Genomic DNA, 14,543 nt, shown 5'->3' on the forward strand with positions numbered 1-14,543 from the left:
CGGAATGTCACAAGGCTACTCCCAACCGCGCAAGAATGCCCTTCCCAATGAGATTTCCATGAAACGTTTCGTTCTGCTCGACACCACCCCGATCCCCGACAACGGCGGTGCCTTGTGCCTGTTCGAATACGGTGAAGATTTTGTCATCAAGATCCAGGGCGGCGACGGCGGCCAGTTGATGAACACGCGCATGCACGGTTCCGAAGATGCGCTGGCGGAAATTCCCTGCCGCAAAGTCGCCGGACGCCCGGATTCACGGGTCTTGATCGGTGGATTGGGCATGGGCTTCACCCTGGCTTCGGCGCTCAAGCATCTGGGCAAGACCGCTGAAGTGGTAGTGGCGGAGCTGGTGCCCGGCGTCGTGGAATGGAACCGTGGGCCACTGGGCGAAAAATCCGGCCGGCCGCTGCTGGACCCGCGCACGGTGATCCGCCTGGAAGATGTGGCCAAGGTGCTGCAAGCCGAGCCGCAAGGCTTTGATGCGATCATGCTGGATGTGGACAACGGCCCCGAAGGCCTCACGCAAAAGGCCAACAGCTGGCTGTACTCCGCCGGTGGCCTGGCCGCGTGCGCCAAGGCCCTGCGCCCCAAAGGCGTGCTGGCGGTGTGGTCGGCCAGCGCCGACAGGCTGTTCAGCGACAAACTGCGCAAGGCCGGTTTCAAGGCCGAGGAAGTGCAGGTATTTGCCCATGGCAACAAGGGCACGCGGCACACCATCTGGATTGCCGAAAAGCTCAAGGGCTAATTGCGCCGTGAACGGCTAGAATCAAGCCTGTCCGTGACCACCAAAATATAGGAGCCATGATGAGCTCAACCAACCCGCCCTCCCACACCGCCAAGCTGGACCGCATCCTCGCCGATGCCCAGCGCGACCGTGAAATGGGTTACCGCGACAAAGCCTTGAAAATGTACCCCCACGTGTGCGGCCGTTGCGCCCGTGAATTCGCCGGCAAACGCCTGAGCGAACTGACCGTGCACCACCGCAACCACAATCATGACGACAATCCCCAGGACGGCTCCAACTGGGAATTGCTGTGCCTGTACTGCCATGACAACGAACACTCGCGCTACACCGACCAGCAGTACTTCGGCGAAGGCTCCACCAGCAGCCCGACGATCGCCAAGGCGACGCACAACCCGTTTGCGGCGTTGGCGGGGCTGATGAAGAAGGACGACTGAAGCGCTTCTTTGCATGTTCCGGCCCTTCGCGAGCAAGCCCGCTCCCACATTGAAATGCATTCCAAATGTGGGAGCGGGCTTGCTCGTGAAAGCGATAGCCCACGCACCACATTCCTCAAGCCCGTATAATTGCGTTTTTTTTCGCCAAGGCACCCTTCCCCGTGGGCAATAAACGCTACAGCTGCATCGGTCTGTATAACCCCAAATCCCCCGAAAACGTCGGTTCGGTCATGCGTGCCGCCGGTTGCTACGGCGTGGCCTCGGTGTTCTACACCGGCGTGCGTTACGAGCGCGCCCGGGACTTCATCACCGACACCAAGAAGGTCCATCACGACATTCCGCTGATCGGTATCGATGACCTGAAAAAAATCCTGCCCCTGGGTTGCATTCCCGTCGCCGTGGAACTGGTGGAAGGCGCCCGTCCCCTGCCTGAGTACACCCACCCCGACCGCGCCCTCTACATTTTCGGCCCGGAAGACGGCTCCCTCGATAAAGAGATCCGCGACTGGTGCGAAGACGTGGTCTACATCCCGACCACCGGCTGCATGAACCTTGCGGCCACCGTCAACGTGGTGCTCTACGACCGACTGGCCAAAGGCAACAACACCCGTTCGGGCCCCAAGTACTGATATTTTCGGAACATCCGGCACCCGCGGGTAGTCAGCCTATTATCACTAGCCCTTGTTGGAGACAGACCATGAGCGACAGCAAAACCATGCGCCCTATCATCGAACACACCCCATTCCAGACCCCGCCCACGCAAAACGTGCATGGCTGGGAACGCTTCGGCTCGGTGGCGGGCGGCGCGATAATGGTGGGCAAAGGCCTGCGCCGTGGCGGGATTTTCGGTTTGATCCAGGTGGCAATCGGCGGCATGGCGTTGGCCCGTGGCTTCACCGGGCACTGCTCGCTCAAAGACAAGCTGGAACACGGCCGCCAGGAAATGAACACCGTGCGCGCGAAGATCGAGCGCGCCGGGGATGAGCTGAAGAACCTGAAGACCAGGGCGGAAGTGGCGGCGGAGGACGTCGTAAAAACCACCGTTTGACGATGAGTTCTAAATGTGGGAGCGGGCTTGCTCGCGAATACGGGGTGTCAGCCAATACATGTGCAATCTGAACCACCGCATTCGCAAGCAAGCCCGCTCCCACATTTGGTCTTCGTTACTTTAAGCAGTTTGTTCACTTAAATGACTGACATTGGCCCGGTGTCCTCTTCCTATACTCTCCTTGTCTAGCCCGCGCGGAAAATCAGGTAATCCTCCCAGTCATCCTCGGGCACGCTGCCTTCGCTGAGCATGCGCCCGGACTGGGAAATGCGTTCGTGGTGCACCGCATCGCGGTCGCCGCAGACCAGGTGGTGCCACAGCGGCAAGTCCTTGCGCTCACTGACCAGGCGATAGCCGCAGGTCGGCGGCAGCCATTTGAACTGGTCGGCCTGGCCCGGCGTGAGCTGGATGCAATCGGGCACGGACGCGCGGCGGTTGGGGTAATCGGTGCACTGGCAGGTCTTCAGGTCAAGCAGTTTGCAGGCGATCCGCGTGTAATAGACGCTGTTATCGTCTTCATCCTCAAGCTTTTGCAGGCAGCACAGGCCACAGCCGTCGCACAACGACTCCCACTCCTCCTGATCGAGGTGCTCAAGGGTTTTGCGTATCCAGAAAGGTTCGACTTTGGCGGCCATGGCTCTGCATCGGTATCGGTAGGTGAAAAGGCCGCCAGTCTAGTGCCCATGGTCCCTGGGGCCAAGCGCTGGCGACTGGCGGTGTTGCAGCGCTTGTCAGTCTGGAGCCTGCGCAGTAGCTTGGAGCACCGAATTGACGATCAGGAGCCGCTCCATGACACGTGTTGCCGACTATCCGATCCATCCCCAGTTCACCGACCGCTGGTCGCCCCGCGCCTTTACCGGTGAAAGCATTTCCAAAGAGACCCTGCTGAGCTTCTTCGAAGCCGCACGCTGGGCGCCTTCGGCCTACAACTCGCAGCCCTGGCGGTTTCTCTACGCGCGCCGTGACACACCGGACTGGGAACGCTACCTGGGCCTGCTCAATGAGTTCAACCGTGGCTGGGCGCAGCACGCGTCGGCCCTGGTGATCATCGCTTCCAAGACCGATTTCATCGCCCCTGGCGCCAGCGAAGAAACCCCGGCGCTGTGGCACACCTTCGACACCGGCTCGGCCTGGGGCCACCTGGCGCTGCAGGCCAGCCTCAGCGGCTGGCACACCCATGGCATGGCCGGCTTCGATCAGGAACTGACGCGCAACGAGCTGAAAATCCCGCAAGGTTATGCGCTGCATGCCGCCGTGGCGATCGGCAAGCTGGGTGACAAGTCGACCTTGCCCGAGTACCTGCAAGGCCGTGAGATGCCGAGCCCGCGCAAGCCGTTGAGCGAGCTGGTGTCGGAAGGTGATTTCAGCCTTTAAGGCGCAAACCCTTGCCGCCTTGGCGGCAAGGGTCCTGTCTGCTGACACTATTGACCGATAAGCTCGTCAAACTGCGCTTGCAGATGGGCCTTATGACGCCGGTAGTCCGCCCAGGTCATGTCGTGCAGAAACTGATCGCCCGCCAACACCTCTGGATCCAACGATTGAATATCCACGGGGTAAACCTTTTTATCTCTGGCGCTGTACAGGAAGTTCTTCAACTGCAGATCGTTGTGCAAAATACCTTTGGCTTCCATGCTGGCCAATGCCTCATCCAATAAGGCTCGCGTATCGGCGGGCAAACTGCCAGCGGCTACACCGCCTAGACTGACCCCATCGAGTCGTTTCATCTTTATGTAGGCGCGACCATCTTCCAGCAAAGCCGTGGCAAAACCCTCGCCGTAGTATTTATTCAGGCACTCCAGTTCGCTAGTGACAAAATCCGGCAACTTGTCCGCGTTGTTTAACCGGAAGTTTTTATAGACATTTTGGCCATCAAGGCTTAAGTAAATTTCTCCCTCCGCTCCGCCATCTATCAGTGGACCGAGATCGTCAGCCACAGTAGGGGGCTTGCCGCCCCTGGCGCCGAGGCGCACCCACTGGTCACCCTCCACATGCTGAATCAGCAACGGTGTTTGCCGATTGGCATGATAGATCCGCGCCTGAACGGCGCCTTCTTCGGTGCGGGTGACTTCGCCTACCGCATACACATTGCTCTTGCCATTTGCGTCGGTATTACGGATGTATAGCTGATTGCCATGTTCCTTCACATACAAGCCACGACTGTTACGCGAAAGCCCGGTGATGGTGGAGTCGGGCACCTTGTATTGGTTGAACAGCGTATTGCTCAAGACGCCCTCCAACGGCGCACCGCGCAATGCGTCAATACCCCGCTGCGCCAGGCCCCCGCCCTTTTTCAAGAGCCGTGCGCCGCCCCGCGCCGCATCCCAAAACCCGCCCAGCGGGTTGAAGGCTTCGATGGCGGCCATGCCGACAAAACGCACCGCTTTGGCCGCCCCGCTCACCGTGGAAACGCCCTTGGCAAAGGCCTTGCCGGCCTGGGCCGCCTTACCGGCACCGAGGGTCACCAGGCCGATAACATCCAGTGCCAGGTCGAACACGCCATCGGCATGATTGCCATTGACGAAGTTGACGATGGCCGAGCGGAACGGGATCAGGTTTAGAAAGAATTCACCAATGGCCGCATTGGTCGCTCGACTCTGGTCATACGAGGTCGCGCCCCGTGCATGGTCGAGCAGGTCCTGGTTATGCAGATCGAGCGATTTGGCAAACACTTTGCCAATGTAATCGAAGCGCGAGGAAGCCGCCGTGGCATCGCCATTGACAGGCACTTCGCGCTCCAACTTGCGTTCGGGACGATCATTCTTGAGCGGGTCAATCAATGTGGTTTTGCTCACCACGTTGGCATTTATCGAATCGAGCTTTTCAGCGGTATACGGTTCGGTGAACCGTCGTTTCAAATAGTTCTGCTTCTTGATGGTGCCCTCACGGGTATTGATTTCATAAATATTGACCTCGCCTCCCCGCGTGGTTTTGACCTGCAGCGTATGCGCACGTGTCTTCAGCGCCAGCGGCGTAAACAAGTCGCCGGCCATGTGGTAGTCATTGGTGTGGAAGAATTCGAGTTTGCCATAGGCAAAGTTATTTCGGTCCTCCAGCGGCATTGTCGAAACCAGGTAACGGGCGAGATCCTCGTGCCCCCCTTCCAGAGACTGTATCGCCTGTTTGTATTTGGCCTCGAAGGCTTCGGCTGCCTTGAAGGTGCCCGCCTCATACAACTCGCAGAAACGTTTGGCCGGAATCCGTGAGTTCTGGCTCATCCAGTGCTCCTGCGGCCCCAGTTTGGCGCCCTCCATGACGATATCCAGCATGGAATGCGTTCCGGGGAAGATGCCGGGGCGCCCTGGTTTAAGCAGGGTTTTGTGCAGGGAGCGCATTTCAAACAAGCTGGGGTCGACGTCCGGAAACGCTTGCTTGAGCGCGTTCAACGCCATCGCCTTGCGGCTGGGCACCGGCGTTTGCACGGCGGTACTGGCGCGCAGCAATTCACTCAAACGGCTGTTGTAGAGCGCGCGCACGCGCGCAAGCTCGCTCTCGGTGGGCGTGCCCGTTGCGGGAAGCTCGCCGTTCACCACGCCCCAGTCTGTCAAGGCCTTACGTTGCGCCTGCTGGACATCCACCCCGCTGTCCGCCTTGGGTGCGCCAGCCGCCAGCACTTCCACGTAACTCATCGAGGATGAGCGCCCCGGCGTCTGGGCCTCGACCCTGGCGGTGGCGATTGCCAACTGAGCCCACGTCAGGCTGCCGTAGGTCACACTGGGCGGAATGTCCTTGACCAGAAACTCGGGCGCTCTGCGTGCCAGTAGGGATTGGACGGCCGCCGTGGCTGACTGCGCGTGCGCATGCCCCTGCGCGACCAAGTGGCGACCCAACCCGCTGGTCACCTCCGACGCCGGCTTGCCCCAATGCTGGCTTTGCCCCAGATCGAAACCGGCGACGATGTTGGGGCGGGTGGCATCGTACGGTAGCGAATCGACGGAGGCTGATGCGGGGCGGGATGACGTGGATGGGGGAAGAACAGGGGAAAGCGCGGTATCGGTGGTAAGCATGACATTGACCTTGCTTGTCGACCCAGAGGGGCATCCTGCGGAACGCTTTTCAGCGGCCCTGGGTGACCTTGGGTGTCGCCTCCCTGAGAAGCGGTTCCGAGCAGACTGTCAGGTGAAATGTCGAAGCGGGGCCCGTGGCCCCGTGGGAATCAGTAACCGCGCTCGAAATCCACTTCCCCGCGCAACACTTGCTTGGCCTGGTACGCACGCACGTTGTGCATAAACAATTGCACCATCATTGACGGCGACGTCGGCGCCGAGCTGTGCCCTGTCAACAGCAAGCCCCAAGCCGTCCAGAACGGGTGGCGTTGCGGCAACGGTTCCTGACGGCACACGTCAATCACCGCACCCGCCAAATGCCCTTCTTTCAAGGCCTCGACCAGATCGGCATCGACCACCGCCACGCCGCGCCCGACATTGATAAACAATCCGCTCGGCTTGAATTGCCTGAACAGCGCAGCGTCATACAGATCATGGGTTTCGGGCGTGTTGGGCAGCAGGTTGATCACGTAATCCACCTCGCCCACCAGCCGGCCCAATTGATCGAGCCCGGCGACTTCGATAAACGGCGCCTGCTCGCGGGCCTGGCTGGCGATGCCGTAAAGCTTGACGCCAAACGGCACCAGGAACTCGGCGACGCTCTGGCCGATATCGCCGGTGCCCACGATCAATGCCTTGCGCCCCGCCAGGCTCTGGCCGGTGCGGTTGTCCCATTTGCGCTCGACCTGGCTGACCAGGCGCGCCAAGACTTCGCGCTCGTGGCCGAGCATGTAGGTCAGGACAAATTCAGCCATGACTTGGCCGTAGATGCCGACCGCACGGGTCAGGCGGTAATCGCGGGGCAGGCCTTCGGCCAGCAACGGGGTAATGCCGGCCCAGGTCGACTGCAGCCATTGCGGGTGATGGCCCTGGCGCAACAGCGTTGCGAGCAGGTCCGGCTGGCCCAGCCATACCGGACAATCGGCGGCCAGGCGCGACAGCTCGGCCGAATCGCCGCTGGTCAGCACCTCCAGGTCCGGTGCCGCTTCGCCCAGCAATTGGGCGTAGAGCGAGTGATCCTGTTCAGCAATCAGAACACGCATGGTTCAAACCTTTCAAAAACAGTGCAGACGGCCGCCCGCATCCTTACGGCCACCGCCCACGTGTACGATTTCATTGATAACGGTGCCGCGCATGAGGCACCCATCGATCACATCGGGTCGTTGCGACGCAGCAGCTCTTCGGGCAGGTGCTCGATGTACTCGTCTTCGGCCGGCGGCATTTGCAGGTGGTAACCCTGTTTGTCGAGGTTTTCCAGGACCACGGCGATGTCTTCGCGCGACAGCTTGCGCGCGGGCGTCAACACCATATCGAATGCGTGGTGCGGCTTGCCGAAGGCGGCCATCAACGGTTCCGGCACGCGCTCCAGGGCGTCGCTTTTGAGCACATAGAGGTACATGCCGTCCTTTTTCAAGCTGCGGTAGATGGAGCAAATACGTTTCAAGGCTGTTCTCCGGCGGACAGGCTGTCGAGCAGCGCCTGGCCCATCAACTCGCGGCGCCAGCCACGCAGCGAGTCTGGCAATTTATAAGGCCCATCGGGATAGCCACTTTTGACCAGGGCTTCGAGGGTTTTCTTGCGCAGCATCAGTTCCGGCGCCATATCGAGGCGCTCGGCGAAGGTTTGGCCCAAGGCGCGCAGTTGCTTGATCAAGGCGGCGGCCTCCACCGGCAATGGCTCGGCAACGGCGGGTGGCCATTGGTCCATGGGCACGCTGCCAGCACGTTTGATCAGGTCCAGCAGAAACTGGCCGTCCTGGCGCACGGTGCGTGGGTGCATGTCTTCGATCTTGCCCAGGGCGGCGAGGTTATCCGGCTGGGATTTTGCCAGGGGCCACAACGAGTGTTCGCGAATGATGCGGTTGCGCGGCAGGTCACGGGCGCGGGCCTGCTGCTCGCGCCAGGCGCACAGTTCACGCAGTACGGCGAGTTGGGCGCGGGAGAGTTTCCATGCCAGCTTGGCGTCGCGGTACACCTCGTTCGGGTCGACTTCACGACGCAGATTGGCGACCAACTCCGCACCGTCTTCCAGCACCCAGGCGTACTTGTCGTCGGACAATCGCGGACGCAGGCGGATGTAGACCTCGGCCAGGTGCACCGCATCTTCGGCGGCGTAGCTGACCTGCGTGTCGGACAATGGCCGCTGCAGCCAGTCCGAACGGGTCTCACCCTTGGGCAACTCGATATCCAGCACGGCTTGCACCAGGCGCGAGTAGCCCATGGAAAAACCGAGGTTCAAGTAAGCGGCGGCCAATTGAGTGTCGAACAGCGGCACGGGCAGGCTGCCGGTCAGGCGCAGCAACACTTCCAGGTCTTCGCTGCAGGCATGCACCACCTTGATCACCGCCGGGTTTTCCAGCAAGGCGGCCAAGGGTTGCCAGTTGTCGATGGTCAGGGGATCGATCAGGTAAGCGCGTTGGCCATCACCGATCTGGATCAGCCCGGCAATGGGATAAAAGGTGTCGACCCGCATGAATTCGGTGTCGAGGGCGACGAATGGCAACTGCTGCCATTCGGCGCAATGCTGGCCGAGGCTATCGTTGTCGCAGATCCAGTGAATATCGATGGCCACACGGCTCTCCCTTGAAGAATGGCGCGCAGTATATATCGCGAAAGGGGCTTGCGAGCATCCGCAGTGCACAGGCGATCATGAAAACTCAGACAGAAGTTGAAGAATAGTCCGACAGGCGGGACTTATCCTCTCTTACGCAGGACGTAGACCCGCCACAGGTTTGAGCCGGGCATGAACTCCTGGTGATTCAGCACCTTGAAGCCGGCCTGGCGGAACTCGTCTTCTACGGCGGTGCGAGAATTGACGGAGACGATCACGGTGTCGCGGCTGACCCGGTGGAACTCGCGCAATAACGCCAGGCGCCCTTCGCTGCTGGGCACATGGCGAAACAATTCCAGGCAAAAAATGCAATCTACCGCGTTCGCCGACAAACCGATGGTAAACGCCGAGCCCTGGAACGTCTTGACCCGCTTGAGCAGGGACGCCGGGTGATGGCTGCGGGCATGATCGAGCATGTCCTGGGAGTTGTCCGACGCCAGGATCACCCGGTTGACGTGCTCGGCCAACACCGGCCAGAAACGCCCGGAGCCGCACGCCAGGTCCAGCACCAGCCCCGGCTCGCCGGCAACTTTGAGCGCCTGGCGCACCAGCCACTCGTCGCGCCATGACGCCAGGCGTCGCCGCAGACCGGGCGGGCGCGTATCGCCGCAGGCCCGGGCGTGTTCCCGGCCGCAGCGTTCGGCGTATTCGATCTCGATGGAAGAGGGAGGTTGTGTCAACATCTCGGGCTCATGTAAGTGGAACGGTAGCGAACGACCTTGATCCGCAGCTTAAACAGCACAACGTGAAAAAAAGGTCGAAACCTGCTGAAAATAAAAACTGCCCCCCTGCCCCAAAGGACTCGACCGCATGAAAGCTCTTTTAGCCCTGTGTGCACTCGGCCTGGCCACCAGTGCCCTGGCCGACACCGTTCCGTCGCGCCTTGACGAGGTGCTCCAGCGCGGCACGCTGACGGTCTGCACCACGGGCGACTACAAGCCCTACACTTCGCTGCGCGCCGATGGCCGCTATGAAGGAATCGACATCGCCATGGCCGAGTCCCTGGCCAAGAGCCTCAACGCAAAAATCCAATGGGTGCCCACCACCTGGAAAACCCTGATGCCAGACTTCCTTGCCCAGCGCTGCGACATCGCCGTGGGCGGGATTTCGGTGTCGCTGGAACGCCAGAAAAAGGCTTTCTTCAGCCAATCCCTGGGCGTCGATGGCAAGATCCCGCTGGTGCGCTGCACCGATGTGCAGCGCTACCAGACCGTCGAGCAGATCAACCAGCCCCAGGTGCGGGTGATCGAGCCCGCGGGCGGCACCAACGAAGTGTTCGCCCGCGCCCATCTGGGCCAGGCGCAAATCCGCCTGCATGACAATGTGACCATCTTCGATGAACTGCTGGCGGGCAAGGCCGATGTAATGATCACCGACGCCAGCGAAGCGCGTTACCAGCAGAAGCTCAAGCCTGGGCTGTGCGCGGTGAACCCCGAGCGGCACATGCAGTACAGCCAGAAAGCGTTCCTGCTGCCCCGTGATGACGTGGCGTGGAAGAGTTATGTCGATCAATGGCTGCACCTGAGCGTCGCCACCGGGGTGTATGACGGCATCGTCAATCAATGGCTGGCGGCGCCTTGAGCCACAGCCGTCTACGCTGTGGTCACATCTACAATAATGAGGGACGGAACATGAAGGGATTGCTCCGCATCACCTGGCTGCTGCTGTTGTGTACGGGCCAGGTGCACGCCGCAACAGCACAGGATGAGGATGCCCAGGCCGCCAAGGCGCTGCTGGAAAAAGCCTTGGCTTACTACCAGAGCAACGGCGACAAGGCCTTTGCCGCATTCAGCCGGCAGGGCGAATTCATCGACCAGGACCGCTATGTGTTTGTGGTCGATACAAAAGGCGTGTTGCTGGCCAGTGGCGGGCCCTCCTCCGCCTTGATCGGTCGCGATGTGTCCGAAGTGCTGGGCCCGGATCTGCGCCAGTCATTCAAGGATGCGCTCAAGGTACCGGACGGCCAGGGCATCCAGCAGGCCGACTACCGCTGGCAGAACTGGAACGACGGCAAGGTCGAGCACAAGCACGTGTTCTACCAGCGTGTGGGCGAACGCATCCTGGCGGTGGGTTATTACTTGCCCAGGGCGACGCCGGAACAGGCCAGGGCCCTGCGCAACAAGGCGGTGAATGCGCTGCTCAAGGATGAAACCGGCACGCTTAAGGCCATCAATTCATTGCAGGGCGGTTTCCTGCAGGATGATCTCTACGTGTTTGTAGTGGACCTCGATACCCGGCGCTACGTAGCCCACGGCACCACGTTGCGGCTGATCAATACTGACTTCAGCAAGGTCAAGGACCCCGACGGCAAACCGGTGGGCGAGCCGATTCTCAAGCTGATGGCCGAGCAGGACCAGGGGGAATACAAATACCGCTGGAAAAACCCGGTGACCGACAAGATTGAGAACAAGCATGCGTATGTGCGCAAGGCTGGGCATTTCATGGTGGCGGTCGGGTACTACAGTCCTTGATAGACCGTTGAAATACGATCTCCTGTGGGAGCTGGCTTGCCTGCGATAGCGTTGGGCCAGTGACATATTTGTTACTGATATACCGCTATCGCAGCATAGGTATCTACACAACTTTGTAGTGAGCGGGCTTGTCCCGCGCTGGGCTGCGAAGCAGCCCCAAACCAGGCGACCGGATTCTACCTGAAGCTCGGCGATGCCTTTATTGGGGCGGCTTCGCCACCCAGCGCGGGACAAGCCCGCTCACTACAGGGAGATTTGTCAGCCTTAGGAAGTGGTGTAGATACCTATGGCTATCGCAGGCAAGCCCGCTCCCACATTTGGATCTCCAGCGTGTCAGTTATCCAGCCTTGTCCTCACGACCACGCAACACGCGGTTGGGCATCGCAATCGCCGCCGCCAACCCCAGCAGCGACACTGCCGCGCTGATCATCAGCAAATGCCGAAACGTCACAGCCAGTTCCCCGCGCAGGGCGTCCTGCGCGGGGCCGGGTGCGGCGTTGAGGCCGTCGAGCAACACGTTACCGGAACGGCCCTCGGCCCCCAGCGCGCCGCTGGCCAGATGGGCGAAGCTGGAGTCTTGCAACAACGCCAGCAGCAGCACCGACATGCATGCCACCCCGACGGCCCCGCCCAGGGAACGGAACAGGTTGGTGGTGCTGGTGGCGACGCCGATGTCGCCTTGGTCCACCGAGTTTTGCGTGCCCACCAGCGAGGTGGGAAATTGCATGCCGGCCGCGATCCCGCACAGCAGCATAAACAGCGCCGTCAGGCCCACCGCCTGGGGCGCGCTGAAGGCCATGCCGAGAATCGCAAAAGGGCTCAACAGCGCGCCGCTGAGGATCATCGGTTTATAGCGCCCGGTCACCGAGGTCATGCGCCCGGCAAAATAGGCACCCATCGGCAAGCCCATTGCCAGCGGCAGCAAATGCAGGGCCGCGCTGTCGGCACCGGAGCCGGTCACGGTCTGGTAACGCAAGGGCATCAGCACCGTCAGGGATATCGCCTGGAAGCTGGTGAAGAAAATCGTGCACCAACACAACACCGCGTTGCGGTTGGCGAACAGATGCATGGGCAACAACGGCTCGCGCGCACGGCGTTCGTGCCACACGAACAGCGTCAACGCCACCAGCGCACACCCCAACAGACCCAGCACCTCGCTGTCGCGCCACGGATGGCCCTGGCCGATTTCGGTAATGCCCAACAGCAACGCCGTGAGGCCGATGATCATCAGCAGCGTACCGAGGTAATCGATGATCGGCTTGCGCTGCGGCACCGGCAGCCCTGCCAGGGTGCGATGGGCCACGTACCAGGCGCCGGCACCCAATGGCAGGTTGATCAGGAACACCCAGCGCCACGACAGGTACTCGGTCATGTAGCCGCCCAGCACCGGCCCGGCCACGCTGGCCACGGCGTACATGCTGCTGAAATAGCCCTGGTAGCGGCCGCGCTCGCGGGGCGGGATGATGTCGCCGATGATCGCCTGACTCACCGAAATCATGCCGCCGGCGCCGATGCCTTGAAGGATCCGCGCCAGCACCAGTTGCTCCATGCTTTGCGCCATGCCACAGAACAGCGAGGCCAGGGTAAACAGACCCATGCCGATCAGCATCATCGGCCGGCGCCCATACAGGTCGCCCAGCTTGCCGTAGATCGGCACCGCCACGGTCATTGCCACCATGTAGCCGGAGATGACCCAGGCCAGCAAGTTGACGTCGTGAAACTGCGCGGAGATGGCCGGCATGGACACGGCGACGATGGTCTGGTCCAGGGCACCGAGGAAAATCGCCATCATCAATGAGGCGAGAATACTGCGCACGGCAGGAAGCGGCGGAACGGGCTGATTGAGGTGCGTCACGGCAGGACCTTCGAGCAAGGCCCGCGGGAAAAGGCGGCCCGCGGGAATGCTGGATACGATAGCAGGCTATTCGATAGCTTCGTAAGGAAGTCCGACGTAATTTTCCGCGATGGTTTTGCGACCCGCCTCCGAGTGGATGAAGTACTCAAGTTCACTTTCGGCAATGCGCTGGCTGAAGCCATCGGCCTCGGGAAACTGATGCAGCATCGAGGTCATCCACCAGGAAAACCGTTCGGCCTTCCACACCCGTCGCAGGCAAATGGCGGAATAGCGTTCCAGCAAATCCACCCGCCCCTCGCCATAGACCTTGAGCAGGATCCGATACAGGGTACTCACATCACTGGCGGCCAGGTTCAAGCCTTTGGCCCCAGTGGGCGGCACGATGTGCGCTGCGTCGCCGAGCAGGAACAGGCGCCCGTACTGCATGGGTTCCACCACAAAACTGCGCAGTGGCGCGATGCTTTTCTCGATCGACGGGCCGGTTACCAGCCGTTCGGCAAGCTGGCTGGGCAGACGGGTTTTGAGTTCATCCCAAAAGCGTGCGTCGGGCCATTCGTCCAGAGGTTCGTCGACCGGCACTTGCAGGTAATAGCGGCTGCGCGTCGGCGAACGCATGCTGCACAGCGCGAAACCGCGCGGGTGCCTGGCATACACCAGTTCGGCATGCACCGGCGGCGTGTCGGCGAGAATGCCCAGCCAGCCGAACGGGTAGACCCGCTCGAACAGCTTGAGTGAATCGGCCGGGATCGATTGGCGTGCAATGCCGTGGAAACCATCGCAACCGGCGACGTAATCACACTCCAGGCGAAAGGCTTCGCCCTGATGCTCAAACGTGAGCCAGGGCTGATCACTTTTGAGACCGTGGGGCTGCACGTCATGGGCTCCATACAGGGTGGTGGCGCCGGCAGCGCTGCGGGCCGCCATCAGGTCGCGGGTGACTTCGGTCTGGCCGTAGACCATCACCGATTGGCCACCGGTCAAGCCCTTGAGGTCGATATGCGTGAGGTGGCCATTGAGCGCCAGCTCGAAACCCTCATGCACCAGGCCTTCGCTGTCCATTCGCCGGCTGACGCCAGCCTGCCTCAACAGGTCGACCATGCCTTGCTCCAGCACCCCGGCGCGGATGCGGCCTTGCACATACTCGGCGCTCTGGCGCTCCAGGATGAGGGTCTGGATACCCGCGTTATGCAGCAATTGGCCGAGCAGCAGTCCGGAAGGACCGGCGCCGATAATGGCGACTTGGGTTTTCAGCGTTTTCATTATTTTTATGGCCCGCAAGTTCCACTCGAACGGATTGAGTGAATAAGTTGTCTTTGGTCTTGTGCCAGACATTTTTC

General features: G+C 61.1%; 15 protein-coding genes. 7 read left to right on the plus strand and 8 right to left on the minus strand.

The annotated features are described in order from the left end of the window. Nucleotides 1–58 precede the first annotated feature (58 nt). From H0Z09_RS20890 to H0Z09_RS20905, 4 genes are all read left to right on the plus strand, one after another. Entirely contained in the window at nt 59–745 is a 687-nt protein-coding gene (locus tag H0Z09_RS20890; RefSeq protein ID WP_076950258.1) for a hypothetical protein, read from the plus strand. A gap of 59 nt (nt 746–804) precedes the next feature. Beyond that, complete coding sequence (locus tag H0Z09_RS20895) at nt 805–1,179, plus strand: YajD family HNH nuclease (protein ID WP_003210675.1); 375 nt, start codon at nt 805–807, stop codon at nt 1,177–1,179. A 161-nt stretch (nt 1,180–1,340) separates the two neighbouring features. Then, entirely contained in the window at nt 1,341–1,808 is a 468-nt protein-coding gene (locus tag H0Z09_RS20900) for an RNA methyltransferase (protein WP_003189607.1), read from the plus strand. A 68-nt stretch (nt 1,809–1,876) separates the two neighbouring features. Continuing rightward, nucleotides 1,877–2,227 (plus strand): DUF2892 domain-containing protein, encoded by a 351-nt coding sequence (locus H0Z09_RS20905; protein ID WP_186693116.1) that lies wholly within the window; start codon nt 1,877–1,879, stop codon nt 2,225–2,227. 185 nt (nt 2,228–2,412) lie between these two features. Here H0Z09_RS20905 and H0Z09_RS20910 read toward each other — a convergent pair whose 3' ends face one another. Next, nucleotides 2,413–2,862, minus strand: coding sequence for a YcgN family cysteine cluster protein (locus tag H0Z09_RS20910; RefSeq protein WP_003172524.1), 450 nt, complete (start codon nt 2,860–2,862; stop codon nt 2,413–2,415). 154 nt (nt 2,863–3,016) lie between these two features. Between H0Z09_RS20910 and H0Z09_RS20915 the strand changes: the two genes are divergently transcribed. After that, nucleotides 3,017–3,601 (plus strand): nitroreductase family protein, encoded by a 585-nt coding sequence (locus H0Z09_RS20915; RefSeq protein WP_186693118.1) that lies wholly within the window; start codon nt 3,017–3,019, stop codon nt 3,599–3,601. 47 nt (nt 3,602–3,648) lie between these two features. Here the strand turns inward: H0Z09_RS20915 and H0Z09_RS20920 are convergent, their stop codons facing one another. The 5 genes from H0Z09_RS20920 to H0Z09_RS20940 all read right to left on the minus strand — a co-directional run bounded on the left by H0Z09_RS20920 (nt 3,649) and on the right by H0Z09_RS20940 (nt 9,563). Then, a complete protein-coding gene (locus H0Z09_RS20920) occupies nt 3,649–6,231 on the minus strand; it encodes a hypothetical protein (RefSeq protein WP_186693120.1) in 2,583 nt (860 codons plus the stop codon). Between the two features lie 149 nt (nt 6,232–6,380). Continuing rightward, on the minus strand, nt 6,381–7,313 hold the full coding sequence (locus H0Z09_RS20925) for a D-2-hydroxyacid dehydrogenase (RefSeq protein ID WP_186693122.1): 933 nt from the start codon (nt 7,311–7,313) through the stop codon (nt 6,381–6,383). 107 nt (nt 7,314–7,420) lie between these two features. Continuing rightward, a complete protein-coding gene (locus H0Z09_RS20930; protein ID WP_076950253.1) occupies nt 7,421–7,714 on the minus strand; it encodes a YcgL domain-containing protein in 294 nt (97 codons plus the stop codon). Next, nucleotides 7,711–8,841: a ribonuclease D gene (gene rnd, locus H0Z09_RS20935; protein ID WP_186693125.1), complete on the minus strand. Its 1,131-nt coding sequence runs from the start codon at nt 8,839–8,841 to the stop codon at nt 7,711–7,713. The genes H0Z09_RS20930 and rnd overlap by 4 nt, the downstream gene beginning before the upstream one ends. Before the next feature lie 122 nt (nt 8,842–8,963). Further along, nucleotides 8,964–9,563, minus strand: coding sequence for a class I SAM-dependent methyltransferase (locus H0Z09_RS20940; RefSeq protein WP_076950251.1), 600 nt, complete (start codon nt 9,561–9,563; stop codon nt 8,964–8,966). Nucleotides 9,564–9,690: 127 nt separating this feature from the next. Between H0Z09_RS20940 and H0Z09_RS20945 the strand changes: the two genes are divergently transcribed. Continuing rightward, a complete protein-coding gene (locus H0Z09_RS20945; protein WP_186693128.1) occupies nt 9,691–10,461 on the plus strand; it encodes a transporter substrate-binding domain-containing protein in 771 nt (256 codons plus the stop codon). Nucleotides 10,462–10,511: 50 nt separating this feature from the next. Next, nucleotides 10,512–11,351, plus strand: coding sequence for a cache domain-containing protein (locus H0Z09_RS20950; RefSeq protein WP_186693130.1), 840 nt, complete (start codon nt 10,512–10,514; stop codon nt 11,349–11,351). A 337-nt stretch (nt 11,352–11,688) separates the two neighbouring features. Here the strand turns inward: H0Z09_RS20950 and H0Z09_RS20955 are convergent, their stop codons facing one another. Together H0Z09_RS20955 and pobA are read right to left on the minus strand one after the other, a co-directional pair. Continuing rightward, nucleotides 11,689–13,206, minus strand: coding sequence for a DHA2 family efflux MFS transporter permease subunit (locus H0Z09_RS20955; RefSeq protein ID WP_186693132.1), 1,518 nt, complete (start codon nt 13,204–13,206; stop codon nt 11,689–11,691). Nucleotides 13,207–13,272: 66 nt separating this feature from the next. Next, the gene (pobA, locus tag H0Z09_RS20960; protein WP_186693288.1) at nt 13,273–14,457 is read right to left on the minus strand and encodes a 4-hydroxybenzoate 3-monooxygenase; all 1,185 of its coding nucleotides are present in this window, start codon (nt 14,455–14,457) and stop codon (nt 13,273–13,275) included. Nucleotides 14,458–14,543 lie beyond the last annotated feature (86 nt).

This window comes from Pseudomonas sp. SWRI18 (assembly GCF_014268345.1).
GTDB classification, from domain to species: Bacteria; Pseudomonadota; Gammaproteobacteria; order Pseudomonadales; family Pseudomonadaceae; genus Aquipseudomonas; species Aquipseudomonas cedrina.

Coding starts and splice junctions, on each gene's coding strand:
- H0Z09_RS20890 (WP_076950258.1), top strand. CDS start 59: ATGAAACGTTTCGTTCTGCTCGACACCACCCCGATCCCCGACAACGGC.
- H0Z09_RS20895 (WP_003210675.1), top strand. CDS start 805: ATGAGCTCAACCAACCCGCCCTCCCACACCGCCAAGCTGGACCGCATC.
- H0Z09_RS20905 (WP_186693116.1), top strand. CDS start 1,877: ATGAGCGACAGCAAAACCATGCGCCCTATCATCGAACACACCCCATTC.
- H0Z09_RS20910 (WP_003172524.1), bottom strand. CDS start 2,862: ATGGCCGCCAAAGTCGAACCTTTCTGGATACGCAAAACCCTTGAGCAC.
- H0Z09_RS20915 (WP_186693118.1), top strand. CDS start 3,017: ATGACACGTGTTGCCGACTATCCGATCCATCCCCAGTTCACCGACCGC.
- H0Z09_RS20920 (WP_186693120.1), bottom strand. CDS start 6,231: ATGCTTACCACCGATACCGCGCTTTCCCCTGTTCTTCCCCCATCCACG.
- H0Z09_RS20925 (WP_186693122.1), bottom strand. CDS start 7,313: ATGCGTGTTCTGATTGCTGAACAGGATCACTCGCTCTACGCCCAATTG.
- H0Z09_RS20940 (WP_076950251.1), bottom strand. CDS start 9,563: ATGTTGACACAACCTCCCTCTTCCATCGAGATCGAATACGCCGAACGC.
- H0Z09_RS20945 (WP_186693128.1), top strand. CDS start 9,691: ATGAAAGCTCTTTTAGCCCTGTGTGCACTCGGCCTGGCCACCAGTGCC.
- H0Z09_RS20950 (WP_186693130.1), top strand. CDS start 10,512: ATGAAGGGATTGCTCCGCATCACCTGGCTGCTGCTGTTGTGTACGGGC.